General features: G+C 65.3%; 20 protein-coding genes. 8 read left to right on the top strand and 12 right to left on the bottom strand.

The genetic code is table 11. The features are described from left to right. Window positions 1–32: 32 nt before the first annotated feature. The gene (locus MNOD_RS20375) at window positions 33–1,247 is read left to right on the top strand and encodes an MFS transporter (RefSeq protein ID WP_015930842.1); all 1,215 of its coding nucleotides are present in this window, start codon (window positions 33–35) and stop codon (window positions 1,245–1,247) included. Window positions 1,248–2,179: 932 nt separating this feature from the next. Then, complete coding sequence (locus MNOD_RS20370) at window positions 2,180–2,782, top strand: glutathione S-transferase family protein (protein WP_043751698.1); 603 nt, start codon at window positions 2,180–2,182, stop codon at window positions 2,780–2,782. A gap of 95 nt (window positions 2,783–2,877) precedes the next feature. On the opposite strand, the gene MNOD_RS46965 is transcribed toward MNOD_RS20370, so the two are convergent. Then, entirely contained in the window at window positions 2,878–3,021 is a 144-nt protein-coding gene (locus MNOD_RS46965) for a hypothetical protein (RefSeq protein WP_015930840.1), read from the bottom strand. A gap of 763 nt (window positions 3,022–3,784) precedes the next feature. Here MNOD_RS46965 and MNOD_RS46960 point away from each other — a divergent pair. Beyond that, window positions 3,785–3,952: a hypothetical protein gene (locus tag MNOD_RS46960; RefSeq protein WP_015930839.1), complete on the top strand. Its 168-nt coding sequence runs from the start codon at window positions 3,785–3,787 to the stop codon at window positions 3,950–3,952. A 190-nt stretch (window positions 3,953–4,142) separates the two neighbouring features. Here MNOD_RS46960 and MNOD_RS20365 read toward each other — a convergent pair whose 3' ends face one another. The 8 genes from MNOD_RS20365 to MNOD_RS46950 form a co-directional block, all read right to left on the bottom strand. Then, window positions 4,143–4,859: a nucleotidyltransferase family protein gene (locus MNOD_RS20365; RefSeq protein WP_015930838.1), complete on the bottom strand. Its 717-nt coding sequence runs from the start codon at window positions 4,857–4,859 to the stop codon at window positions 4,143–4,145. Window positions 4,860–4,874: 15 nt separating this feature from the next. After that, complete coding sequence (locus MNOD_RS20360) at window positions 4,875–5,858, bottom strand: GDP-mannose 4,6-dehydratase (RefSeq protein WP_015930837.1); 984 nt, start codon at window positions 5,856–5,858, stop codon at window positions 4,875–4,877. Next, the gene (locus MNOD_RS20355) at window positions 5,855–6,844 is read right to left on the bottom strand and encodes an NAD-dependent epimerase/dehydratase family protein (protein ID WP_015930836.1); all 990 of its coding nucleotides are present in this window, start codon (window positions 6,842–6,844) and stop codon (window positions 5,855–5,857) included. Before MNOD_RS20355 ends, MNOD_RS20360 begins: the two co-directional genes overlap by 4 nt. A 229-nt stretch (window positions 6,845–7,073) precedes the next feature. After that, window positions 7,074–9,050: a glycosyltransferase gene (locus MNOD_RS20350; RefSeq protein ID WP_015930835.1), complete on the bottom strand. Its 1,977-nt coding sequence runs from the start codon at window positions 9,048–9,050 to the stop codon at window positions 7,074–7,076. A gap of 70 nt (window positions 9,051–9,120) precedes the next feature. Next, window positions 9,121–10,590 (bottom strand): hypothetical protein, encoded by a 1,470-nt coding sequence (locus tag MNOD_RS46955; RefSeq protein WP_015930834.1) that lies wholly within the window; start codon window positions 10,588–10,590, stop codon window positions 9,121–9,123. Window positions 10,591–10,598: 8 nt separating this feature from the next. Continuing rightward, window positions 10,599–11,951: a glycosyltransferase gene (locus MNOD_RS41645; RefSeq protein WP_015930833.1), complete on the bottom strand. Its 1,353-nt coding sequence runs from the start codon at window positions 11,949–11,951 to the stop codon at window positions 10,599–10,601. Then, on the bottom strand, window positions 11,951–13,180 hold the full coding sequence (locus MNOD_RS20335) for a glycosyltransferase (RefSeq protein WP_244424803.1): 1,230 nt from the start codon (window positions 13,178–13,180) through the stop codon (window positions 11,951–11,953). The genes MNOD_RS41645 and MNOD_RS20335 overlap by 1 nt, the downstream gene beginning before the upstream one ends. 50 nt (window positions 13,181–13,230) lie before the next feature. After that, entirely contained in the window at window positions 13,231–13,668 is a 438-nt protein-coding gene (locus MNOD_RS46950) for a hypothetical protein (protein ID WP_157091523.1), read from the bottom strand. Between the two features lie 586 nt (window positions 13,669–14,254). Here MNOD_RS46950 and MNOD_RS20330 point away from each other — a divergent pair. The 5 genes from MNOD_RS20330 to wecB all read left to right on the top strand — a co-directional run bounded on the left by MNOD_RS20330 (window position 14,255) and on the right by wecB (window position 18,920). After that, window positions 14,255–14,611: a winged helix-turn-helix domain-containing protein gene (locus MNOD_RS20330; protein ID WP_157091522.1), complete on the top strand. Its 357-nt coding sequence runs from the start codon at window positions 14,255–14,257 to the stop codon at window positions 14,609–14,611. Between the two features lie 198 nt (window positions 14,612–14,809). Beyond that, window positions 14,810–15,145, top strand: a complete 336-nt coding sequence (locus MNOD_RS20325) for a transposase (protein ID WP_015930829.1) — start codon at window positions 14,810–14,812, stop codon at window positions 15,143–15,145. A 736-nt stretch (window positions 15,146–15,881) separates the two neighbouring features. Then, window positions 15,882–16,733, top strand: a complete 852-nt coding sequence (locus tag MNOD_RS20320) for a dTDP-4-dehydrorhamnose reductase family protein (RefSeq protein ID WP_015930828.1) — start codon at window positions 15,882–15,884, stop codon at window positions 16,731–16,733. Between the two features lie 16 nt (window positions 16,734–16,749). Next, window positions 16,750–17,784, top strand: a complete 1,035-nt coding sequence (locus tag MNOD_RS20315) for a polysaccharide biosynthesis protein (protein WP_015930827.1) — start codon at window positions 16,750–16,752, stop codon at window positions 17,782–17,784. A 2-nt stretch (window positions 17,785–17,786) separates the two neighbouring features. Next, the gene (wecB, locus tag MNOD_RS20310) at window positions 17,787–18,920 is read left to right on the top strand and encodes a non-hydrolyzing UDP-N-acetylglucosamine 2-epimerase (protein ID WP_015930826.1); all 1,134 of its coding nucleotides are present in this window, start codon (window positions 17,787–17,789) and stop codon (window positions 18,918–18,920) included. 16 nt (window positions 18,921–18,936) lie between these two features. Here wecB and MNOD_RS20305 read toward each other — a convergent pair whose 3' ends face one another. The 3 genes from MNOD_RS20305 to MNOD_RS20295 are packed head-to-tail and all read right to left on the bottom strand — an operon-like array spanning window position 18,937 to window position 22,909. Continuing rightward, window positions 18,937–20,862, bottom strand: coding sequence for a glycosyltransferase (locus MNOD_RS20305; protein WP_015930825.1), 1,926 nt, complete (start codon window positions 20,860–20,862; stop codon window positions 18,937–18,939). Continuing rightward, entirely contained in the window at window positions 20,859–22,652 is a 1,794-nt protein-coding gene (locus MNOD_RS20300) for a glycosyltransferase family protein (protein ID WP_015930824.1), read from the bottom strand. The genes MNOD_RS20305 and MNOD_RS20300 overlap by 4 nt, the downstream gene beginning before the upstream one ends. Next, window positions 22,631–22,909, bottom strand: coding sequence for a hypothetical protein (locus MNOD_RS20295; RefSeq protein WP_015930823.1), 279 nt, complete (start codon window positions 22,907–22,909; stop codon window positions 22,631–22,633). The genes MNOD_RS20300 and MNOD_RS20295 overlap by 22 nt, the downstream gene beginning before the upstream one ends. Between the last annotated feature and the right edge of the window lie 269 nt (window positions 22,910–23,178).

Here is a 23,178-nt window from a genome sequence, read left to right as displayed (position 1 = left end):
TGCGGGCCACTATGAGCAGCTCACCCACTGGCATGTTCCGCTCGCTGCGGACATACAACTTCCGAATCTGGTCGGCTGGTACGTTCGTGTCCAACATTGGAACCTGGATGCAGCGCACGGCCCAAGATTGGCTCGTGCTCGCTGAGCTGACGCACCAGGACGCTTTGGCCGTCGGTGTGATCATGGGCCTGCAGTACGGACCTCAGCTCCTCCTACTGCCCTGGACCGGATATGCGGCCGACCACGTCGATCGGCGAAGGCTTCTCATGATCACGCAAGCGGTGATGGGAGGTCTCGCCCTGGGCCTGGGCATCCTGACCGTCTCGGGGCTTGTCCAGCTTTGGCACGTCTACGTGTTCGCGGTCCTTTTAGGCTGCACGACGGCCTTCGACGCACCGGCACGTCAGACCTTCGTATCGGATCTGGTCGACGACGCCGACTTGTCAAACGCGGTGGCACTAAACTCCACCTCATTCAATGCTGCGCAAATGATCGGGCCGGCCGTGGCCGGTGTTACCATCGCGGCTCTGGGATCAGGCTGGGCGTTCCTGATCAACGGCGCCTCGTTCATCGCCGTGCTGCTCTCGCTGTGCCTGCTCCGAATAGCGGACCTTCGCCGATGCAGCAGGGTAGCCTGTGCGCACGGCAAGCTGACTGATGGCTTCCGCTATGTGTGGACGCGCCCGGACCTTAAGGCGATTCTGTTCATGCTGTTCCTAATGGGAACGTTCGGGCTGAACTTCCCCATTTTCATTTCGACCATGGCGGTTGGTGTGTTCCATGCTGGAGCCGGCCAGTACGGGCTGCTGACCTCGGCCATGGCGGTCGGGACGCTCGCGGGTGCGTTGCTCGGGGCGCGGCGCCCTCAGCCTCGCTTCGTGCACCTGCTCAGCGGCGCTGCCGTTTTCGGCATCGGTTGCGCCCTAGCCGCGGCGATGCCCAACACATGGTTATTCGGCGGTGCCTTATGCCTGATCGGCATCTCGGCTCTCACCTTCACCACCGTATGCAACAGCCTGATACAGCTCTCGACCGATCCGGGCATGCGGGGAAGGATAATGGCGATTCGCCTTGCCATTGGGCTTGGTGGCATGCCGGTTGGCGCGCCGCTCGTCGGCTGGGTCGCGGATCAGTTCGGCCCACGCTGGGCGCTCGTCGTCGGGGCGGCTTCAGGATTTTCCGCTGCGTTGATCGCTTGGCTTCATCTCGCCGGAAGTCGGCAGCGAAGAATTCGGGACAACTCTTGATGGTTCCGGCGTTCATCTGTGCCTGATCAGCTGGTTGCTCTCAATAATTACGTGATATACTTAGGATCTGACCCATACGGCTTGACACAGAACTCCCGAGATAGAGGTCCCCGCGGCGGTGTGCCAGGCGGTCTCGCGAAACCCGTGCGCGAGGGCACAATTCGATGATGCCGCAGAGCAGAAGTGTTGCAGGATGCTGCCGCTCCGGCCCTACCTGGGTATATGAGCACTTCTGATTCGGTCTCTCCCTCTCCGAACGTTCTCGATGGAACCGCGAGCCCGTGAGCCTCTCGCCGGGCCCGCCGCCGTGCCCCGACTTCGGGCCCGAGGTCTAGATCGAGACCCTCGCCAACGCTCTTCGGCTCGCGACCGATCGCATGCATATCTGCGCAAGAGGCTGATCAAGAACCGACTGAACGATGGACATCGTTTGCGTTTGGCCACCGGTTTGCTACTGACTGCGGATGTCACTACGAACCATCCCCGCCTGCCTCAATCCACTCCGCGTCGCGAGTAGGCTCTGTGTCGCCCTACGCGGCTGTATGGCGTGAATCAGACGTGATTGGGAGGTCCGCACGAGCCTCGGAGGCCGGTTTGAACACGTTATCGCGTACTGTGCTGTGGGGCGGCCGCTATCACGGCCTTCGCCTACCAGAAGCCTCGGCACTGGAAGCTTATCGCCGGGTACGTTGCGCTCGCGGGCATGCTTGAGATCGCTCAAACCTGGGCTCCCGGGCGCACCTCTCAGCTCACTGACTTCCCCGCCAGCAGCACCGGTGCGGTTATAGTTGTCCTACTTGGGCGCGCGGCAATCAAGATCCTGACAGGATGGGCAGCAGGTCGAAAAGCCTGATTGCTCTCGGTAGTCGGCTGGCTCGGCTGGGACACTATCAAGCTGTTCAGGGTCCACCCTAGGAGCACAATTGATGCCTATGACGCTTTTCTATGCGCCACGCTCGCCCTTCGCCGCGAAGGTGCGTGTCTGCCTGGCTGAAATGGCCGGCGCGAAGGACGAAGTCGAAGAAGTGCCCGCCGATCCGTGGACAGATGAGACACTCCGCGCGCTGAACCCGCTCTGCAAGGTCCCGACGCTACGCCTCGACGCCGCCGCGGGCGGGGGTAACCTCTACGGATCGTCAGTGATCGTCCAGTACCTCGATGCTCGGTTCGATGGGAAGCTGGTCCCCACGGAGGGGCCAACTCGGTGGGACGCCCTGAGGCGGGAGGCGCTGGGAGACGGGCTGGCGGAGGCGGTGATCCGGCGCTTCGTAGAGGGGCTTGACCCCGATAACGCGCGCAGGGACAAGGTAATAGCGCGGCAGGAGGCTGCGATCACCGCGGTGCTGGACCACCTCGACGCAGAGGCCGCCTGGACAGAGAGTGCTCTCGATCTGGGTGCCGTTGCGGTGGGCACCGCGCTCCGCTATCTCACTGGCCGCTCTCCCGAGATCACCTGGCAGGCGGAACGCCCACGTCTCGCAGGCTGGTTCGGCCGCTTCATCACGCGCCCATCGGTAGCCACGCTCGGGTACTGAGGCGGGTTGCTAAGGTGAACGACCCGACGCCCGGCATGCGGCTGACCGCGGAGGACGCCGCCCTCGACCGTGCTGCTGTTCATGCTCGCTAACCCCTACGCCCGTGAGGCGCCCGCACAGGAGAATGCGCCCGAGGCGCAGCGGCGGACCGCAGTGACGATCGCGTAGGTCTTGTAGTCGCTCACCGAGGCGAAACAGCGGCGCGCGCACAGGTGGGCCCAGGAGAAGGCGGGGAGCATCGGGTCAGGCCTTCCGCGCTAGGATCGAGCAGATGAGGTCGTTGGGACCCGCGAGCTCGGATCGGACGGCGCCACCCGTCGCCTGGAGTCCTAAACGAAGAAGCCCACCGGAAGGTGTGCATGGTGTCGTCGGTCATCAGGCGCTCTCCCGGGTCAGGTTTGGTCCTTCGCAAGCTCAAGCTTGACCGTAAGAACCCCGGCGACCACCTTCGCAGCCGTGCGCCGGCGCGCTGCGTTATGCCAGGGCTCCACGCGCCGACTCGCTCAACGAATCTCCACCACGCCAGCGGATGCAAACTTGACCGGTGTGGGCGCAGCTCCACAGTCCGATACTCGTGATGGTGTTGATTAGCGTCAGCATCTTTGTTTAGGCCCCGCAAGCGGCATCGACGATCTCCCCAGCGAATTCAGCGCTCCCGCAACAACCCGGCTCTGACCTATCCAAAATATCGGTCGCTCCTCCCCTTGTGGATACGCCTAACGTGAGCCAAGCTTAGTTGATGAGGTATCCGCTGCATTCCCTGTAGGGCGGAACCGACTCGGCGGATGGACCGTTATTCTGAAACTGCGAGCTAGGCAGGAGTGAGTCTCGAGGGCGAACGGATGGTCCAGCTAAGTCGGATCGGCAGCTGTTGGTTGCATTGCGCGGCCTGACACTTGTTGCCTTTGCCAGGCTCGGGTTGATGCTTTGTGGTCGATAGGTCTTAGTATCCGTGTGGTTGGCTAGCGAGCACATTGGGACAGACGCTAGGAGTATAATGTGATGCGATATCAGATCAGTGACGCCCAGACTGGTATCCTCCTGTGGGAAGGAGATGCTCAGGGCGAAGAAGAGGCCTTCGAGGAGATGGCCCACGAGGCTGGTTTCCAGCGGTTCTCGGCCTTCAAGGACGTGGCTGGGAATACTGAATTCCTGATACGCAGGGTGTGAAGACGCCCTGCACACTTCTCCTGGCTCATGCTGTCCGAACGGCGTGCGTGTAGTAGGTCCAAGAGGAAGCCGGCAGCACTCTGCGCGGTTCGCCCGTAGGACTTCGCTCTGCTTGTCGACGATTGCGAACATAACTGGAACTGGCCTTGCAGGGCCGTATCCGTTACAGAACTATTATCTCCGTCCTGTCTCAATCCGGCGGTAGGAAGAGGTTCGGCTCCGCTGCAAAGCGCTCCTGTGCCCGGCCATAATCGTTTGGCTTACCGATATCGATCCAGTTGCAGGTTTCGTTGTAGCTCAAGACAGGCTGGTCGGCCTCGATCAGGCTCTTGATCAGATCTGGCATGTCAAAAAACGTGTTGACCGGCAGGTGGGGCCGGACCGCCTTTTTGGAGAGGACATAAAGTCCCATCGAGGCCTCAAAGCTAAAGATAGGCTTCTCGCGATACTCACGGATCAGATTGTCCTTGTCCACTGTCAGGGCGCCGTAGTCCGCCTGCATCGCCCGGCTCTGGGTCGCAATCGTCGCCGCTACTTGGCGCGCGATGTGCTGGCGCATCATCGCCCCGAAATCGAGGTTGGTCAGGAGGTCGCCATTTGAGACCAGGAAGTCGTCAGACAGGGCGTCGAGGTTGGCAGTAATTGGACCACTGGTACCGAGTGCCTTGTCCTCTACACTGTAGGTAATCTTGAGGCCCAGGCTTGACCCATCCCCAAAGAACGAGCGAATGAGGTGATGCAAGTGGTTTACCGCCAGGATGACTTCGCTAATACCGTGATGTTTCATCTGCCGGAGCAGTAGCTCCAGAATCGGCATCTCGCCGATCGGCATGAGGGGCTTCGGGATCAGAGCCGAGTAGGGCATGAGCCGCGTGCCCTTGCCGCCTGCCAGTACAATGGCTTTCATTGGTGCGTCCCGCCCTCACACGACGTAGGTGTCTGCGTCACGTCGATTCGGGTTTCGTCGGAAGAAGTCGATCGTCCGCGCGAGCCCCTCCTCCAGCTTGATAGCCGGCGCCCAACCAGAGGCGGCGAAGAACCGCCGATTATCCGAGACTAGGCGGCCGACTTCGCTCTTCTCCGGCCGCAGACGCTGTATGTCGGTAACGATCCGGGCGCTGGATCCCATGAGCCGCAAGATCATCTCGGCGACCTCCCCCACTGACTGGCCGGATCCGACGCCGAGGTTGTAGGTCCCGCCCTCCAGCCCGGGGGTGGTAGCGGCCGCCAGAAAGCCCGCTGCTGTGTCAGCGACGAAGGTCAGGTCGCGCACCGGGCTCGTTGCCCCGAGCTTGATCTCGCCGCCGCGAAGCGCCTGCCCGATCACCGTCGGGATGAAGGCCCGGGCCGACTGCCGGGGGCCGTAGGTGTTGAAAGGACGCACCGTCACAACCGGCACGTCAAAGGAGCGGTAGTAGCTCTCGGCGACCTTGTCAGCGCCGATCTTGGAGGCGGAGTACGGCGACTGACCCTGGAGCGGGTGGACCTCGTCGATAGGTACATACTGCGCCGTCCCGTAGACCTCGGAGGTGCTGGTGTGAACCACACGCTCGACGCCGACGCGCCGTGCTGCCTCCAGCACGTTCAGGGTGCCCTCAATGTTCGTCCTCACGTAGCTGCGCGGCGCCGTGTAGGAATAGGGGATTGCGATCAGCGCCGCGAGGTGCAGCACAATTTCCTGGCCCTCGACGAGGCTAAGCACAAACTCGGGGTCGTTCACGTCGCCGAACACAATCCGCATTCCAGCGGTGAGATCTGGGTCGGCATCGGCCAAGTTGGCGAGGTCGCGGGCGGCATTGTAGTGCAGGAGTGCCGTCACCTCGGCCCCGCGCCGGACCGCCTCCTCCGCGAGGTGGCTGCCGATGAAGCCGCCGGCTCCGGTGATGAGTATGCGCTTGTTCTTCATGCGGCTTCAGTTTCCTGAGCGGTGTCGGGGGTGGCTCTGGCCCAGTCAGCGCGGAACGTCTGTGCGAGGCCGTCTGAGAGTGTGACGGCGGGCCGCCAGCTGAGGGCAGCGGCGGCTAAGTCATTGGCGCAGACCAAACGGTCCGCCTGTGCCGGGAGGCCGGAGCGAGCGCTAAGCGTCACCGGCGTGCCGTTCCGCACCGCCCGGATAGCGGCCTCGGCAAGCTGCCGGATCGAGACGCCCTCGCCAGAGCTGATGTTGATAGCGCAGCCCGAAGGCGGCGCCTCGGCCGCGGCGGCGGCCAGGATAGCCTGTACGACATCGTCTACGAAGACGAAGTCTCGGACCGGGTCCAGGGTCTGAAGCGTAATCGCGTCGCCGGCCGCGAGCTGCGCCAGGATCGCCGTGACGACAGTAGCGGCCTGCTGGCCGGGGCCGTAGATGTTAGAGGGCCGCAAGCTGACGGCGGAGAACCCATCCTCAGCGTAGGCCCGCACCAGACCCTCGGCCGCGATCTTTGAGGCGGCATAGACCGTGCGCCCATCTACCGGGTGGGTCTCGTCAACCAGCAGACTGTCGGACCGGCCGTAGACCTGGGCCGTGCTCAGGTGCACGACGCGCCGCACCCGCCCGCGGGCGCAGGCGGTGAGCAGGTTGAGCGTTCCAGCGACGTTGCAAGCAAAGTAGTCTGGCGCCTCGTTGAACCGGCCGCCAGCTTGGGCCTTGGCGGCGAGGTGGAGCACGGTGTCAGCCCCCGCAAGCGCAGCCTCAACGGAGCCGGGGTCGCGCAGGTCGCCTGTGCGCACCGCGACGGAGGGGTAGCGGGCCCGCAGGTCGGCTCCGCACGCCACGTCGGGATCCCGCAGCAGAACAACGATCTCCGCCCCCGCCCGGTCGAGCGCCGGTAGAACACGCCGACCCAAAAAGCCGGTCGCACCCGTCACCAATACGCGCCGGCCGGTCAGGCCTTGGCATGCCGCTTTCATGGCGTCGCTCCTGGCAGGTGACAAGGGCCACCACCTGCCACTCGCAATGGCGAGGCAGCCGCCTCGCGTCTCGGGAGCCTCGTTGCAAGTGATGTCGGCCCGCCGACGAATGTCGCTTCGACCAAAGGCAATCCCGTTCTCCTCCGGAGCGTTGCCTCGTGCTTCTGAGCATTGAGCACGTTGTTAATCTCGGTTATTCCACGTCTTGGGGTTACGGCGTTTGCGGTCTTCACGGACAGACTCCGCCTGAAACAGGAATGGTGAGCACCATCTTGCGCAGGAATGCCGCGTAGGTTTCGTCATCGACGGCCGTCCGGATGGATCCGCCGTCCCGCCAGCACCAGGCCGTGCGGGTGGCGTCGACGAGCACGGAGCCGGTGCGGGCGAGTCTGCCCCAGAGGTCGGCAAGGACGAGGGTTCCGAGGGACGTGTCGAGCGGCGGCATCGCCGCTCGCCGCAGGAGATGACCAGGGCCCAAGCTCCCGGCGGGATCGGCCGCCAGGGTCCGGTGGTCGGCCGCCCGGCCCGGGTTCTCCAGGATGGGACGTCCCGTCTCGTCCACCTGCCACCACTCGCCGAGAGCCGCCACTGCCATAGGTTCGGCGTCAAGCCGCGCCCGGAGCCGTAGGATCGCCTCGGTGTCGAGACACTCTCCCTCGTTGAGGAAGCACACATAATCGCCGGACGCGGCAGCAAGTCCCCGGGCGAAGGCCACGGCGGCGTCCCCGCCTTGCGTAATGAGCCGTGCTGCGGGGTAGTAGGACTTCACGGCGGCGGCAATCTCCGAGCGGGCCACAATGTCGTCGTTGACCACAATTACCCCTAGGGGAGCAGAGCCACCGCGAAGTGACAGGAGCGTCAGGGCAAGCGACCGCCCGCCCCGCGTCGCCCGGACGACCACATCGACACTCGAGGTCGGCGCCCGCGGTGGCAGTGTGCGCCAGATCCGGGCCGGCGCCTGGTCGAGCGGGGATAGGGCACGCATCCGCTCCACTTGGCCCGCGTCAACCGTGGGCGACGAGGCGGGCGCAGCGGCGAGGAGATCGGCAAGGAAGTTGTCGCGTGGCCGTGGCCAGGGCTTCTCCAGGAGGGCAGCCCGCAGGCGCCCCGTCGCGCCCTCGTAGTCCTCCAGGATTGTGCGGAGCTTTTCCACCGCATCGTCCAAGTCATCCGGGCTCATGATCGGCGGGGCGATTTCAGGGTGGTGCTCGCGCAAGAACTCGGCTGCCCCGGCACGATCGGTGAGCACGATCGGGCACCCGGCTGTCAGCGCCTCCACGGCCACGTAGTTGAAGGCGTCCGAGCGGGACGGGATTACTACAACCGAGCGTCCGCGATAAGCGCGCGACCAGAGATCGCCAATGGGTATCTCGCCAAGATACTGGACATCAACGCTGCGCTCGCGGGCGAGCGCGAGGAGGGTCTCCGACCAGCGCGGCCCACTCGTAGCCCAGGTGTTGTCTGGGCCGCATAGGTAGCATTTCCCATAGAGGTGCCGGGGAATCCGGGCCACCATCTCGATGAATAGGTCGGGCCCCTTGTTGCGGTCGAGCCGCCCCACACACCAGAGGTCGGGCGGCCCCGCTCCGGGAGGCGCCGGGTCTGGAGGCGGCAGAGCGTCAAGGGCGTCGTGCATCTCGACGATGCCGGAGGGCACTGTGCCCATGTTCTCTGCGGCATGAAGGTTCGAGATCGTGTAGCTGGCGTCGGCTGCCGCAATACAGCGCCGCTCGATTGCCTCCAGGCGCGCGACCACTTCAGCGCCGGTCTCCGACGCGTATGCGTTCCGGTTGCTCACACTCACCCAGCCGACCATCCCGAGCGAAATCCTGCGGACCACAATCCCGAAGGCCGAAAAGATTGGCCGCACGAGATGGCAGACTGGGAAGAACGACGGAACCTCGACGAGGTCCAGGAGCTGGCCCTGGAGCGGCACGGCAATCTGCGCCAGGAGCATGGCGAAGTGCCGTTCCTCGCCGGATTCGAGCTGCAGCGCATCGAGGAGGTCGACCGGGTACCAGAATCGGTCAAAACCAAACGGATGCGCATTGGTCGGCAGGTGGCAGCGGAACTCGGCCTTCAGATCTGGCCCCCGGGACGGGTAGAGGCACGTCCAAGAGGGATGTCGCTCAACCATCCGACGATAGAAGGTCTGCCCGCCTCCGAGGGCGGAGAAGAAGTCGAAATCGGCGATGAGGACCCGCATGTCGGCGCTCGGTATCAATGGGCCTGGTCGTTTGTTCAGGGCGCGGGCTGGAGGTCGAGAGGTGCCTGGGTCACGAGGCGACCCGTTCCGGCTCGTTCTTCGAGCGTGCCCAGGAGAGATACTCAACGGGGTAGAAGGCGGGTGGCTCCGGCGCACTGCTCGTGGACGGCAACGCCAATCGTGTCTCATGCAGACGCAGCATGATGGCGAGCCAATCCTCGCCCGAGCTGCTCTCTGGCAGGAGCCAAGTGAAGGCCCGACCAGAGAGGCGCTCGGGATAGGCGCCCGCTGTCGTTGCCAGAAGCGGCAGGCCCTGGAGCATCGCCTGTGAGATAAGAAAGTCGTAGGGCTCTCGCGCGGGCTCGGGGAACCAGCCGAGATGTGGCCTCAGCGCGCAGATCATCCGGTTGAGGTTGATGCCCTCAGGAGGGCCGAGCCAGATCAGATCGGCACTGTCTGCCGGGCTCTCGTCGCCGAGCCGGTAAAACTGGATTGGATGCCCCCCGGAACGCGCGAGCCGAGCTGTCCGGACTACCGTCGCTCGAGCAACGGAATCCAGGAAGCCCCAGACGAGGACGCGCAGTGGGTCTCCATCGAAGATCCGAGCCGGATGCACCCGGAACGCCTCCGGGCGCGTTGCTTCCGGGGTCAGGCCGAGATGGACCTCGCGCCCCGGCCGCATCGCCTGCAACCGTTCCGCGACGGCTCGGCTGCAGGCGACGAGCCGGTCGGCGGCCTGGACAGTGGTGGACAGTCCGGTCGCCGGAACACTCTCGACCAGGCAGGTCACGTCGTGCGGGCAGCCAAAGGCGGTGAGCGCCGCTGGCGCGACCTCCCACTCGAGCGTGGTTGCCAGGACGTCGATCCGCGCGATCGCAAGCTGCCGGAGTGCCTCAAGGATTGGGTCTACGGCTGGAAGCGTGACGGCGACCGCGTCAGTGAGATCCGGGCTGCGCGTCATGAGCAGGCGGTCACCGGATGTCCAACCGATCAGCGCGTTAACCCGCCTGGCCGCCATGCGCTGCAGCTGGCCGGCATAGGCCGCCGCGAAGGGCGTCGGTTGGTCGAGCAATAGGAGAAGCGTCGGGCGGCTCGGATTGAGTGACCGCGCCAGCTCGCCCAGCTCGTGCACTTCAAACCGCTGTCGCTCCGTGCGGGACGCGCCGAGCCTGCCCCCGAGAGGAATTGCGTCGATCTCGTCCCTTGGAAGCGTACGGATCCGGTCATGCCGGAACCGGAAGGCGCGGAGATGGTCGAAGTCGACGAGATGGTGGCGCAGCGCCGTCCCGTCCGTCGATCGGGCCAGGAGGTAGATTGCGCCGTCATCCGCCCGGATTAGGCCACTGCCGGGTCCGAGGTCGGGGCCGACAGGGATGGCCGCCAGATCGACGTCGGCGATGCCTTCGCTCTCATCGAATAGCGTCTCGTAGACCTCGGGGGCTGTGATGTGGTGGCGGCTGCTACCGTATACGAGCCAGATCTCGGGGCGGCCCGCGGCCCTGACTCTGCGGCCGTCAAAGTCTGGAGGAGTGACGTTCATCGCGAACCCTATCGGCTGCTCCCGACCCACGCCGCAGCGCCGGGGTCGGGGTCGAACGCGCTCACCATCCCGAGCGCATGCGCGAAAGCGCCGCGGCCGCTCTCGCAACGCGCGACGGCGCGTGAGAGCGCGCCCCTGCGGATCATCAGGCCGTCCAGTGCGCGGAAGGCTGTCGGAGCTCCACCCGGGGAATGAATCGCGGTCACGTCGAGGTTGGGTCGCCTGGCCAGCCGCGCGGCAGCCCGCAGCAGGTCCCCTTCCCTCGCCCCCGACGACACGAAGGCGATTGGGTCGGCGTCAATCGAAGAGAGAATCTCCTCGACCATCGACCGGAGATCGCCGGCGAGCTCGATGACCGGGAAGCCCGCTTTGCGGCCGAAGTCCGGCGCAAACGCAGCAAAGCGGTCGAACTGCGGCTCCAACACACCGACGACCACGGCGCGGATATCAAGCCCCGACGCCCGGACCTCGGCCAACGTCACGAGCGCGTCGCGTGAATTGGACGCGAGGACCGCTACGCCGACGGTCACGTCGGCGGCGAAGCGCGCAACGAGGCGCGGCACTCCGGCTTTGGCGCCCTCGTAGCCGGTCGTCTGCACGAAATTGGCGGCCCGATCCAGGAAGGCGAGGGTCGAGCCGCCCTGGTCCCGCATGGTCTCCGGCGCCAAGCTTTCCAGCATGCTCATCCAGAGAAGGCTTGCCTCCTCAAGGTGGCGGGACGTCCGCGACCCCTGGCCCTCGTGGACGCGATGCCGGACGAGGTATCCCGGCACGTGCACGAAGCGGTGATGCTGCGCAAATCGGAACCACAGCTCGTAGTCCTGCGTGGTCGGCAACCCCTCGTCGAACGTGCCGTGGCGTGCGAAGCACTCCCGCGGAACGATGACCGCACAACCATTGATACGTCCCTCCAGCGTCGACCAGAGCGAGGCGCGGTCGGAATACCCCTCCCCGACCCTGACCTCGGTAAGAAGTGAACCGTCCCCGCGGATCACCGCGTAATCGCCGAACACGATGACCGTGTCCGGCTCGGCCAGGAGCGCGCCCATCTGGATCTCGACCTTCCGAGGATCGTAGAGGTCGTCGTGGCTGAGCCAGCTGATATAGCGCCCTCGCGCCCCCGCAATGCCCCTGTTCAGAGCCGAAGCGACACCGCCGTTCTCCTTCCAGATATAGCGGATCCGGTCGCCAAAGGAGCGGCAGGTCCGGGCGGTCTCGCCATCGTCGGTGGAGCCATCGTCGACGACGAGGACCTCGACATGCGGCCAGGTTTGAGCGAGCGCGCTCTCAATCGCCTGCGACAGGAAGTATCCGCCGTTGTAAACCGGTATGATGATCGTCACGAGATTGGGATTCGGCATCACGCGCCCTCCCACGCCGGGGTGGCACTGGCCAGCATCTCGCGGTAGTACGCGACGGCCCGGGCGCCATTGCGGGCAGCGCACCAACGCTCCTCCACCACCCGCCGGTTGCGCGACGCCGCGGCGTCGACGAGGCTGTCGTCGGTCGCGGCGCGGGCGATCGCATCGGCCAGCCCCCGCACGTCGTGGGGGCTGACGAGTATGCCGTCGATTCCGTTCCGTACCCACTCGCAGGCGCAGGAGGTAGTTCCCTGAATCGGGAAAGCGCCTAGGGTCATGGCCTCGAGCAGCGTCGTGCTGATTCCGTCCGAGATGCCCATGCCGACGACCACCCGTGCCTCGCCGATGCGGCGCAGGGCTTCTGCGTGATCTGCCGCGTAAGGCAGAATTTCGATGTCGAGCCCGTCCTGGGCCGCGAGCGCCTCCGCCATCTGCCTGACGGGCGGTGTGGCGAAGAGGATTCGGATCCGGAGATGCCGGACCGCAGGGGCGACGAGGTGCAGCGCCGAGAGGATGTGGAGGCCGCGCCCCGCCCAGCCATGATAGCCTTTGACCAGGAGCGTGGTGCGGCGCGACGGCGGCGCGACATCGCTCAGGGACGTCATCCGGCCGAAGTCGACTCCCCCCGAGGCCGGAAGGGGTTCGAACGCGCGTCCGACGAGCCCCAGGCTTATCGCCAGGGAGACATCCCGTCGGCACTCGGCCAAGTAGCCGTCGAGATTACGCATGACCTCAACCAGCACCGGCCGGTGCTCGGGCAGCCGCTCGTAGAGGTAGAGATCGCTGCCCCAGTTGGAGAGCAGCCACGGCGGCATATTGGCGCCAAGGCGGCGCTTCGCTGCGAGGGCGAGATAGCCTGCCCGCTGGACCTCTAGCGTATGCAAGATGTCTGGGTGGAAGGTCCGGATCGCCGCGACCAGTTCACCGGGCATTGTCATCCCGGGATGCCACGGCATGTGCAGCGGGCTAGGCATCCGCTCGACTGCCGGTGTGTCGGCGTCCCAGGTCCGATGACGAGCCGACCCGTCCAGCATCGCCGGAGCTACAACGCCGACCACCCCCGGGGCCAGAGCGTCGAGATCCTCCCGCTTCGACACGTGCGACCAGGGTGCAAGGCCCGCTTCGAGCGATTCAAGATCGACCGGGACCACAACAATCCTCGCCCAGCCGCCACGGACCGCGGAGACCCAGCGCGAAACGTGGACGCTGTTCTGCATGCCGACGATCATGATCACCGGCAGCTGCCGCCCGGCGCGGGCGGAGGTGGGTCTCGGGCTCGTCATCTGACTGCCCTCACAATGTGACGCGCGAGGATTGCTGGGTCGTGCGCGGCCTGGAGCAGACGAAGGCGATCCGGGTCAATCGCAGCCTCGTCGGGGAACTGCAGTGCAACCAAAAGCGGCACATCGAAGAAACGAGCTTCTGCCAGATGAAGCCCCGTCGTGGCGCGAAAGCGAACCGCCGCATACAGGCGAGCTCCCCGAAAGATCGATGTGTTCTGCACAACGTCGCGTTCTGATACTGGGGCGACGTCCAGACCTGTATCCCACCGCAGCAGGGCGATTGCCGCTATCACAGCGGGCTGAGACGCATCGAGGACTCGGATAGTGCAATTCAGGAGGTCAACAGAGCAGTGATATAGAGCGGAAATCAAGAACAATGCACGGCCTTCGCCGTCCTCTACACCATCAAGAAGGACCAACTTTTTGCGCTCCACGATACAACACTCAATTCTTATTAATGAAAAGACTTGCCAAAAGACCTAGCGATCGGCAGGTCAAAATCGTGGCACATCGTCTAGCAAAAGGTCGCACTGCTGCCAAGGTGAAATGTACAGTTGCACGATGGCGCGGCGTGAGAGTGCCAGCCCAACCGCCACGCGGGCCGCGCCGGGTCCATATGCCGCTTCCGGGCTAGAGCGCGCTCCCCGCCGAAGTGGACACCGATTTGGCGCAAGGGAGCACGAAAAATCAAAGACTTGAGAGCCGTGGCTGGCTCAACCGAAACGGCCACGGCTCTAAGCATCAGCACCCTCCTGGAATCACCGCCATCCCGACCACTCATACCGGCGCGCGATTGGGGTGACTCGGTGAGGTGTTCCCTCGGCACGGCACGGCTGATTCAGTTGGCTCCTGCTTGGGCGGGAGGTCGGAATTGGACGCGGTTTGCTGATTCGGGAGGACGTCGCGACGCCGGCTGTGCTGAGACGGCTGGCGAGGAGGGAGCCGCGCCAGTCGACAGCGCAGCGGAGGCTCGCGGTCGCCCATGCGCTGGAAGGCCTGAGCCGGGCCAGGGCGGATGGGATGGTGCGCCAAGCCCTGCGCGACGCGGTGATCCGGTTCAACGCCGAGGGGCTTGCGAGGCTGGGTGATCGTCCGCGCGGCCACAGGCGGGAGATCCTGAGTGCGGGCGAGCCAGCGGGGCTGGTGCATCGGATCCGGGTCGGGCCGGACCCGGAGCGGGGCGAGCCGTCGCGCTGGACACGGCCGGGTCTCTGCCGCTTCATCGAGACACGGTTCGGCAAGACCATGGGCCCGCAATCCATGTCGCGGGTGGTGCACCGGCTCGGCCTGTCAAAGCAGAAGGCCAGGCCCGTTCACCCGAAGTGCGATGCCCAGGCCGCGCAGGCCTTCGCCAAAGGGGGCTACGCACCGCCATAGCGGCGGCGGCCCAAGCCCATCCGGACAAGACGATCACGCTCTGAGTCATGGACGAGGCCCGCGTCGGTGAGACGAGGCCGGACCGGCCATCGCGGGTGGGTGCGCGGCCAGCGCTTGCCAGGGCTGTGCGACAAGCGCTTCGCCTGAGCCTACATCTTCGCGGCCGTGCGGCCCGCCACAGGTGAGGACTTCGCGCTCGTGCTGCCGCGCGTCTGCACTCAGGCCATGGACCGCTTCCTTGCCGACTTTGCTGCGAGCATCCCGGCCGACACCCACGCTGGCATGGTGCTGGACGGTGCCGGCTGGCACGACCCGCGTTCGGGAACAGTCCCGCCCAACCTCACCCTCGTGCCGCTGCCGCCCTACAGACCCGAGCTGGACCCGGTCGAGCGCGTCTGGCTCTCCCATCGGCTCCTGACCGACTACGAACCCGTGGTCGACGCTTGTTGCCGGGCCTGGACCGCCATCACCAAAGAAACCGGTCGCATCAAGTCCCTATACGCCTACCCATACCTGGAACAGATCAGTTCATAAGCGCGGCGGTATCAACCCCTCTCGCGCCCTTTATAGGACGGGCTCTGAGGGTCCGGTGTCTGCTGCAGCATCACAGCCTCGGACCGCGCCGGCCGATCAGGTCGAGACAGAATCCCGTGGGCCAGCAACGATGAGGCGACCATCCAGCAACTGGCTGAGCAATTCGGTGCCCATCTCCAGACCGTCTACGGCTGGCCCCGCCGGGGCCGGATCACCGGCCGTCAGGCCAAGGTAGGCACCAGCGCATCTGGCTCATCGGCCGCGCCAGGTCTCAACACGAACCGGCGATCGAAGCGCGTCACAACACTTAATCAAGGTCGCCCTTGCCAAGCTGAAGGCGCTGCTGTGTGCGAGTGCGGCCGAACACGCGAGCCCCTGTGACAGAGCACATAGGCAAATTTTGCTTACCTCACGCCAGAGGAGTGTGTCAACCATTCCGGAATTGCAGCGGCGATGCAACATAAACCAAATTTATACCAGACATAAAAATGCAATTTTGGTCATAAGCAGCATCCATGGCGCCATGATCCATTTTTATAGCTAACATATCAAATTATTACTGAGATAAATAGAAGAAATTTTAATGAAAACCCTGTTATGTCGTTGTATCTTCTCTCATCTTGAGCTAAAATCCTCCAGAATAGCAAAATAGATGTGGATGTATTCAGGTGGGATCGGCGCTCGACATGGCGGCGTAGGATGGCTATAGGGCAGCACGAATCCAAACGAGTGACCAATGCGCATTCTGGTTCTCGGTGCTAGGGGCATGCTCGGCCGGGCCTGCCTAAGTATCCTCGCTCCGTCTCCTGGCTTTGAGGTCCACGGGTCCGTACGCGGAGCCGCCCCGCACGATGTGCCGCCCGGTGCAGGAATCATCGCGGGCATCGACGTCCTCAACACCGATCACCTCGCTGGCGCGATCCGGCGGGTCAGGCCGCAGGTAGTGATCAACGCCGTCGGCGTCATCAAGCAGTTGAGCGCGGCTCACGACCCGCTCGAGGCCGTGCCGATCAACACCCTGCTACCGCACCGACTTGCCGATCTTTGCGAACTCGCGGGGGCGCGCCTGGTCACGGTCAGCACGGACTGCGTCTTCGATGGCAAGAAGGGCCAGTACACCGAGGCAGACCGCGTCACGGCGACGGATCTCTACGGCCTGTCGAAGCATCTCGGCGAGATCACCGGCCGTCAGCACGTCCTGACGCTGCGCACCTCCATCATTGGCCGCGAGCACAGTTCGGCGAACGGCCTCCTCGAGTGGTTCCTCAGGTCCGGACCTGTAGTGAGCGGCTATCGTCACGCGGTATTCTCAGGCTTCCCAACCGTTGTTCTTGCAGAGATCATCCGTGACTACGTCCTGCCGCGACCTGATTTGCACGGACTCTATCATGTGTCGTCGGACGCGATCAGCAAGTTTGACCTTCTGAAGCTGATCGCCGGAGTCTACGAGATCCGGAAGACGATCGAACCGGTAGCAGAGCCGCAGATCGACCGCTCGCTCAACTCCGACCGATTCCGGAGCGAGACTGGCTTCGCGCCAGCGGCGTGGAAAGACATGCTCGTGCACATGCGGGCGCTGCAAGGATGAAGGGTGGACGAACGGGATGCTCTCGGGAAAGACGCTACTGATCACGGGCGGCACGGGCTCCTTCGGGAATGCCGTGCTGGCCCGCTTCATGAAGACTGACGTCCGCGAGATCCGGATCTTCAGCCGTGACGAGAAAAAGCAGGAAGACCTGCGGCACCTCTACAACGACCCGCGGATGAAGTCTTACATAGGCGACGTCCGTCAGCCGGGCAGCCTCGATGACGCGATGCGAGGCGTCGACCTGGTATTTCACGCCGCGGCGCTCAAGCAGGTGCCGTCATGCGAGTTCTACCCGATGGAGGCCGTGCGCACGAACGTTCTGGGCACCGACAACGTGCTCAACGCGGCTGTCCGGAGTGGCGTGCAGCGGGTCGTCCTGCTGAGCACCGACAAGGCGGTCTACCCGATCAACGCCATGGGCCTGAGCAAGGGCATGATGGAGCGGATCGCGATCGCCAAGGCCCGGACCCTGCTGCCGGGCGAGACGGTGCTGTGCATCACCCGCTACGGCAACGTGATGGCCTCCCGCGGCTCAGTCATCCCGCTCTTCGTCCGTCAGATCAAGGAGGGGCGCGACCTCACCGTGACGGACCCAACGATGACGCGGTTCATGATGTCGTTGCCCGACTCGGTCGACCTTGTGCTCCATGCCTACGAGCACGGCCAGCAGGGCGACATCTTCGTGCAGAAGGCCCCGGCCAGCACCGTCGGTGACATCGCGATGGCCCTGCAGCGGATCTTCGAGGTCAGACGGCCCATCCAGATCATCGGGACGCGCCACGGCGAAAAGCTCTACGAGAGCTTGGTCTCGCGCGAGGAGATGGTGCGCTCCGTCGACACGGGCGACTTCTATCGCATCCCGGCCGACGCCCGCGACCTGAACTATTTGCTGTTCACCTCGCAGGGCGAAGCCGACATTAGCAACACGCAGGATTTCACGTCCCACAACACCCGCCGTCTAACACTTGATGAGACAGTGGAACTGCTGCTCAAGCTTGACTACATCCGGGGCGAGCTCGGCAGCAAAACCGTCCGTTCAGAGGGGTTTTGATCTTGCGCCGGATCATGACCATCCTTGGAACTCGTCCCGAGCTGATCAAGATGAGCCGGGTTCTCGCGGTGCTCGATGCCACTTTCGATCACATCCTGGTGCATACGGGTCAGAACTACGATTACGAGTTAAACCAGATTTTCTTCGACGATCTCAAGATCCGCAAGCCAGACTTCTTTCTGGACGCGGCGGGCGAGAACGCGATGGTGACAATCGCCAACGTGCTCGTGCGCGCTCACGCGCTCTTGGAGCAGGAGCGGCCTGAGGCGGTGCTGATCTACGGCGACACTAACTCGGGGCTTGCCTGCTTGCCGGCCAAGCGCCTCAAGATCCCGATCTTCCACTTCGAGGCCGGGAACCGCTGCTTCGACGCCCGGGTCCCCGAGGAAATCAACAGGAAGATCATTGATCACACCAGCGACGTGAACTTCGTGCTTACGGAGCACGCAAGGCGCTATCTGCTGGCAGAGGGGCTGCCAGCCGACCGGGTAATCAAGTCCGGTTCTCATATGCCGGAGGTGCTTGATCACGCCAGGGCCGGCATCGCGGCCTCCACCGTAAGGGAGCGGCTGGGACTGGAGGAGGGACGATACGTCCTGGTCAGCGCGCATCGCGAGGAGAACGTCGATCAGCCTGCCAAGCTCGCGGCCCTTGTGGAGGCCCTAGGCCGGATCGCGGCGGAGTACAGAGTGCCCGTCATCGTATCGACACATCCCCGCACCCGGGTCCGCATCAAGGCGGCGGGCCTGAGCAACTCTGCAGAGGATGTGCGGCTGCTGCCGCCGTTCGGCTTCTTCGACTACGTGCGGCTTCAGCAGGATGCCCTCTGCGTGATTTCGGATAGCGGCACGATCAGTGAGGAGGCAGCCCTGCTCGGCTTCCCGGCCGTAACCCTGCGGGACGCCCACGAGCGCCCGGAGGGGCAGGATGCCGGCGCCGTCACGGTGGTATCCCGGCTCTCGGTCGACGTGATTCTCGACGCGATTCGGGTGACGCTCGCGACCCATGGCGACCGGAATACGGGTGCGCGGAGGGTTCTGGACTACGAGGCCGGCCGCGTCTCTCAAACTATCGCTCGGGTGATCTCGGGCTACATCGACATGGTCAATCGCGTAGTCTGGTCAAAGCCACAGTAGGTCACCCCGCTCGCGCTCAGGTCAGCGGCGCCCCTCGCTCGATCTGCGCGACTACATCGTCCGCGACGCCATAGACTTTCCGCCAATCGAACTTGAGGCGGCGGAAGGCCTCCTCGGATGTGAACCAGTGGCGAATCGCCATTCCGCCCGGGTCCACAGCCAGCAGGTAGATAGCATGGTCGCCGTCCGCACGGATCAGGCCCGTGCCCGGACCGAGTGGCGGTCCGACGGGGAGGTTCATCGCGGCCTCGTCGACGGCAATCCCGTTCGTGTCGGCGAAGAGGCCGTCATAGACGTCCTGGTCGACGATGTGACGGCGTTCGCTGAGAAGCACGAGCCAGATTCCCGAGCCGTCGGGCGCGGCAAACCGGCGGCCTTCCAGATCTGGCTGTTCCAACATGATTGTTCGGCTGTTGCAGTGCTGAAGCGGCTCTCGGGCAGGTTCACCGATGCGCGTCGCCTCATTGAGCTCCGGTCGAGCTGCGGTCGATCCCGCCCGGCGGCTGTGGAGCGGATCGGCAACGACGAAGGCAGCGACCTGCGCGGCCTCCTCTTCCGAGGGCGGGCCGGCGGGAGCCGCCGGCGGCAAATCGACTGCTAAGATGTCACAGCTGGCGGCGATCCCAATCCAGAACAGCCAGTCGGAGGCTGGCCCCGGAGGGAAGCGGTGACCCGCCGCGACGAGGGAGCGATGGATCATCGCGCCCGTCGTGGTCACGAGAGGCCGGTCGAGGATGGCGGGGTAGAGGCGCGGCCGGGATGGGTCTGCGACCGGCGAAGCGTGGCTCGCGACGACGCCTGCTTCCTGCATCGCGTCCACCTGCTGAGTGATGCGATCGCTTGCCCAAACCTGCCGTGCATCCGCGAAGACGATGTATTCGCCCTTCGCCGCGTCGAGCACCCGATTGCGGCCGCCGGCAATGCACCGCACCCGCGGGTCGAGGAGGAAGTCGTGGAATTCCCGCGAGGCGCTGCCGGTTTCCTCTGCAGCGATGATCACATCCAGGCGGCGATGCGTCTGCCGCAGGAGACCCTCGATTCCGCGCGACTCCAGGTCGGCGGAGTCGATCCCGGTGACGACGACCGAGACCAGCGTGTCCTCGACCGCCGCCGCAGCCCGCTCGGCGGCATAGAGCGCCGCTTGCCGGTACGGCGTGTGCCCGAGGTGACGCGCCATCGCGGTGAAAAACTGCCGGGTACTACCGAACAGCTGCGTGCGCTCGACTGCGCTCCGCGCATCGACAAGATCCATCCAGAGGCGGTTGCTCTCCTGCGTCGCTGCCGGCAGGTGGCTCTCCTGGCCCGGATGGATCCGATAGCGGACGAGGCGCTCGGGCTGCAGGAAGAAGTCAGTGACCCGCACGACGCGATTCCACATCTCGTAATCCTGCGTGTAGCGCAGGCGGGTGTCGAACGGACCGCAGGCCCGCATTACCTCGGCCGGGATCATCACTGTGCAGCCGTTGATGTAGCCGGTCATGAGCGCCAGCAGAGGCGCCCGACGCAGCGGCGCCGGGTCGAGCTCCACCTCCCGGATTAGATTTCCGCTGGGACCGATCAGGCTGTAGCCCGAGCAGAGCGCCGCATCGGGACGCGCTAGGGCGGTGTGAAAGGCGAGCTGCGCCTCGATCTTGTGCGGCTCGTAGAGGTCGTCATGGCTGAGCCAGCAGAAGAAGTCGCCCTCCATGTGCCGCAGGGCGGTATTGAGAGCGCTCGCGACACCGCCATTCGGCTGCTGGAAGAGCCGCACCTTCGGCGACCCGAAGGCCGCGACGGTGCCGGCCACCTCCTGGGGGTCTGCTGAGCCGTCGTCCACCACAAGGATCTCGATGCCCGGATAGGTCTGCGCGAGGGCACTGGCGAGAGCAAGGCGGAAGTACTCGCCACCGTTGCGGACCGGCATGGCGATGGAGACGCGGGGCGTGGGTCCGGGGCTGGTCATGTCGCTTCCCCGAGCGCAGTGGGCCCGACCGCCTTAGGCGGAAGCCAAGCCAAGTAGTCTCTCGCGTAGAAACCGGACGGCGCGGCGGATCGCGGCGGCGGGCAGGGCGGGGGCGAGTTGGGGATGAAGTGCCGGTGTCGAATCTCTAAGAGGAGGTCGACCCAGGCCCGGGCGTCTGAAGTCCAGGGCGCCAGCCAGGTCCAGGCCCGCCCCGCGAGCCGCTCGGGCAGTGCGCCGAGATCCGCTGCGGCGACCGGGAGCCCCGCCGCCAGCGCCGCGGACACTGTGTAGCTGTAGGTCTCAGGGCAACTCACCGGAAACCAGATCAGGTCCGGGGCCGCCCGCGCGATGAGGCCGGGCAGACCGCTCTCCTCGTAGGCGCCGAGCACCTCCGCGCCCGCCCCCTGCACCGCGGCGTCGTTGGTCGTGCTTCCGACGACGCTGAAACGCAGAGGTAGTCCCTCCCGCGCGCAGAGCCGTGCCGCGTCCGCCAGGACAGGTCCGCCTTTAATCTCGGAAACGTATCCGAGAAGTGCGATCCGCAGCGGGTCATCGCGGCCGAGGCGCCGGGGTGGAGTGGTCGGGGCCGGCTCCCGGTCGGGGTGGGCGGCGACGATCGGGCGAAGGTCTGGGTAGCGCCGGCCGATCCGGCGTGCCACGTCGACGGACGGCGCGATCACACGCTCGGACTCCGTGAGGAGCCAGCGCTGCCCGCGCTGCCACGTGCGCAGGCTCACCGGCGTCTCGGGGCAGATCGCCCCCGCGCACAGGACGTCGCCCACCGCCTCCAGATCCTCTCCGACGAAGCGCCCGGCGCCGTCGACGAGGTGCGGCTGCGGTGAGAGGCAGTAGTAATCGTGCACGGTGTAGTCGAAAGGAAGTCCCAGTGCCCGCAGTAGGGCTCGCAGGTCGTCGAAGCCGAGGTTGTGGTGGACGTGGATCCGTGCGGCGCCGCAGGCCCGCAGCAATGCCGTGAGGCGCGGCAGCTCGTCCCGCGCGTGAAAGGTCAGCTCCTGGCCGCCGGCTGGCCGGCCGATGCTCAGGCGGTTGTCGGCCCAGGTCCGCAAGGACACCACGTTGACGTGCTCCGCGCAGAGCGCCGCAACATCGGCGACGTGCCGTGCGATACCGCCACTGTACTGGTGGACCACCATGACGAGCGTAGGCATGCCCGGGTCGAGGGAGGCGGCGAAGGCCGCATCCGCCGTCGCGCCGCAGCCTCCACGAGCCGGCGCCCGCGACACGTCGCTGTCGCCGGCCGGCCAGCGGCCCTCCCGCTGACCCGAGGACGCGTAATGGGAGAGGGGCTCGGTGCCGCTCTCCCGGACGTCCGCATAGGTGGCGAGGTACCAGCGAGGATCGAAGGCGGGGTTGGGCCGGAAGCCAAGGCGCCAGCCGACCGACAGGTAGTGCTCCAGCGGCTTAATCGGTGGGAGACCGTCCCGCGAGAGATAGGTCCGGGTGTAGAACGCGGCGTCGAAGAGCGGATGCGGGTCGAGGAGGCAGGGCAGCGCGGCCCGATGATAGTGCAGCAGCGGGTTCTCTCCCGCGGCGAGGCCGGCCTTGTCGGCATAGTGGGCCGGATCAAACAGCGGGTTCGGCCAGCGCCCCTCCGCCGCGCCAGACCCGAGATAGTGCTCCAGAGGGTCGAGACCGGCCGCCTTCACGTCGCCGTTGACGCGCAGGTACCATTCCGCGTCGAACAGGCGGTAGGCCGTCAGCGCTTCGCGAAACTCCTCCCGCGCAGAGTTGCGCGGCAGGTCCGCGGTTACACGGCCGGTGGCGGGCATGGAGCCGACGAGGCCGCCTCAGACTGGGAGTCCTGCAGCTCGGAGAGGCGCCTCTCAGCCGTCTCGGCCCGGGCGCGCCAGCGGATCAGGTCCTCCTCAGACTCGGCCAAGTCGCGTCGCAGGCCGGCAACTTTCGCCTCGAGCGCATCCAGGTTTCCCCGCATCACCTCAAGCGCGTAGGCCTTGGCGTCGGAGCGCGCCACCGCCCGGTTGAGGTCGCTCTGGAGGACGTAGAGCCGCGTCTCTAGCGCCTCCACCGCCGGATTCCCAGGAGAGGCTGGCGCACTTCGTCGGATATGCGTCTGGGAGGACGCGACCAGACGCACGCAGACGCGAGCGAGGCGGGCAGCCTCAGAATCCGTCAATGCTGACGCTCCGTTGCAGATCGCTCCGCGGTGCCATGCCCCTCTCCTCCCCGGTCTCGACCGCTTTCGAGGGCTCGAAATACGGGGTCGGTCCCGTCCGATCAAGGTCGCGGCTGTCCCGGGGCTGGACCGGATCCAGGCGCTAAGCTGGGTGACATAGC

It is taken from the genome of Methylobacterium nodulans ORS 2060, from assembly GCF_000022085.1.
In the GTDB taxonomy this organism is placed as follows: Bacteria; Pseudomonadota; Alphaproteobacteria; order Rhizobiales; family Beijerinckiaceae; genus Methylobacterium; species Methylobacterium nodulans.
This window is presented reverse-complemented; position numbering and strand designations above follow the sequence as displayed.

Bases quoted from the DNA above. Each gene is read 5' to 3' on its own strand.
- MNOD_RS20375 (WP_015930842.1), top strand. From the start codon at position 33: ATGTTCCGCTCGCTGCGGACATACAACTTCCGAATCTGGTCGGCTGGT.
- MNOD_RS20370 (WP_043751698.1), top strand. From the start codon at position 2,180: ATGACGCTTTTCTATGCGCCACGCTCGCCCTTCGCCGCGAAGGTGCGT.
- MNOD_RS46965 (WP_015930840.1), bottom strand. From the start codon at position 3,021: ATGCTCCCCGCCTTCTCCTGGGCCCACCTGTGCGCGCGCCGCTGTTTC.
- MNOD_RS46960 (WP_015930839.1), top strand. From the start codon at position 3,785: ATGCGATATCAGATCAGTGACGCCCAGACTGGTATCCTCCTGTGGGAA.
- MNOD_RS20365 (WP_015930838.1), bottom strand. From the start codon at position 4,859: ATGAAAGCCATTGTACTGGCAGGCGGCAAGGGCACGCGGCTCATGCCC.
- MNOD_RS20360 (WP_015930837.1), bottom strand. From the start codon at position 5,858: ATGAAGAACAAGCGCATACTCATCACCGGAGCCGGCGGCTTCATCGGC.
- MNOD_RS20355 (WP_015930836.1), bottom strand. From the start codon at position 6,844: ATGAAAGCGGCATGCCAAGGCCTGACCGGCCGGCGCGTATTGGTGACG.
- MNOD_RS20350 (WP_015930835.1), bottom strand. From the start codon at position 9,050: ATGCGGGTCCTCATCGCCGATTTCGACTTCTTCTCCGCCCTCGGAGGC.
- MNOD_RS46955 (WP_015930834.1), bottom strand. From the start codon at position 10,590: ATGAACGTCACTCCTCCAGACTTTGACGGCCGCAGAGTCAGGGCCGCG.
- MNOD_RS41645 (WP_015930833.1), bottom strand. From the start codon at position 11,951: ATGCCGAATCCCAATCTCGTGACGATCATCATACCGGTTTACAACGGC.
- MNOD_RS20335 (WP_244424803.1), bottom strand. From the start codon at position 13,180: ATGATCGTCGGCATGCAGAACAGCGTCCACGTTTCGCGCTGGGTCTCC.
- MNOD_RS20330 (WP_157091522.1), top strand. From the start codon at position 14,255: ATGGTGCGCCAAGCCCTGCGCGACGCGGTGATCCGGTTCAACGCCGAG.
- MNOD_RS20320 (WP_015930828.1), top strand. From the start codon at position 15,882: ATGCGCATTCTGGTTCTCGGTGCTAGGGGCATGCTCGGCCGGGCCTGC.
- MNOD_RS20315 (WP_015930827.1), top strand. From the start codon at position 16,750: ATGCTCTCGGGAAAGACGCTACTGATCACGGGCGGCACGGGCTCCTTC.
- MNOD_RS20305 (WP_015930825.1), bottom strand. From the start codon at position 20,862: ATGACCAGCCCCGGACCCACGCCCCGCGTCTCCATCGCCATGCCGGTC.
- MNOD_RS20300 (WP_015930824.1), bottom strand. From the start codon at position 22,652: ATGCCCGCCACCGGCCGTGTAACCGCGGACCTGCCGCGCAACTCTGCG.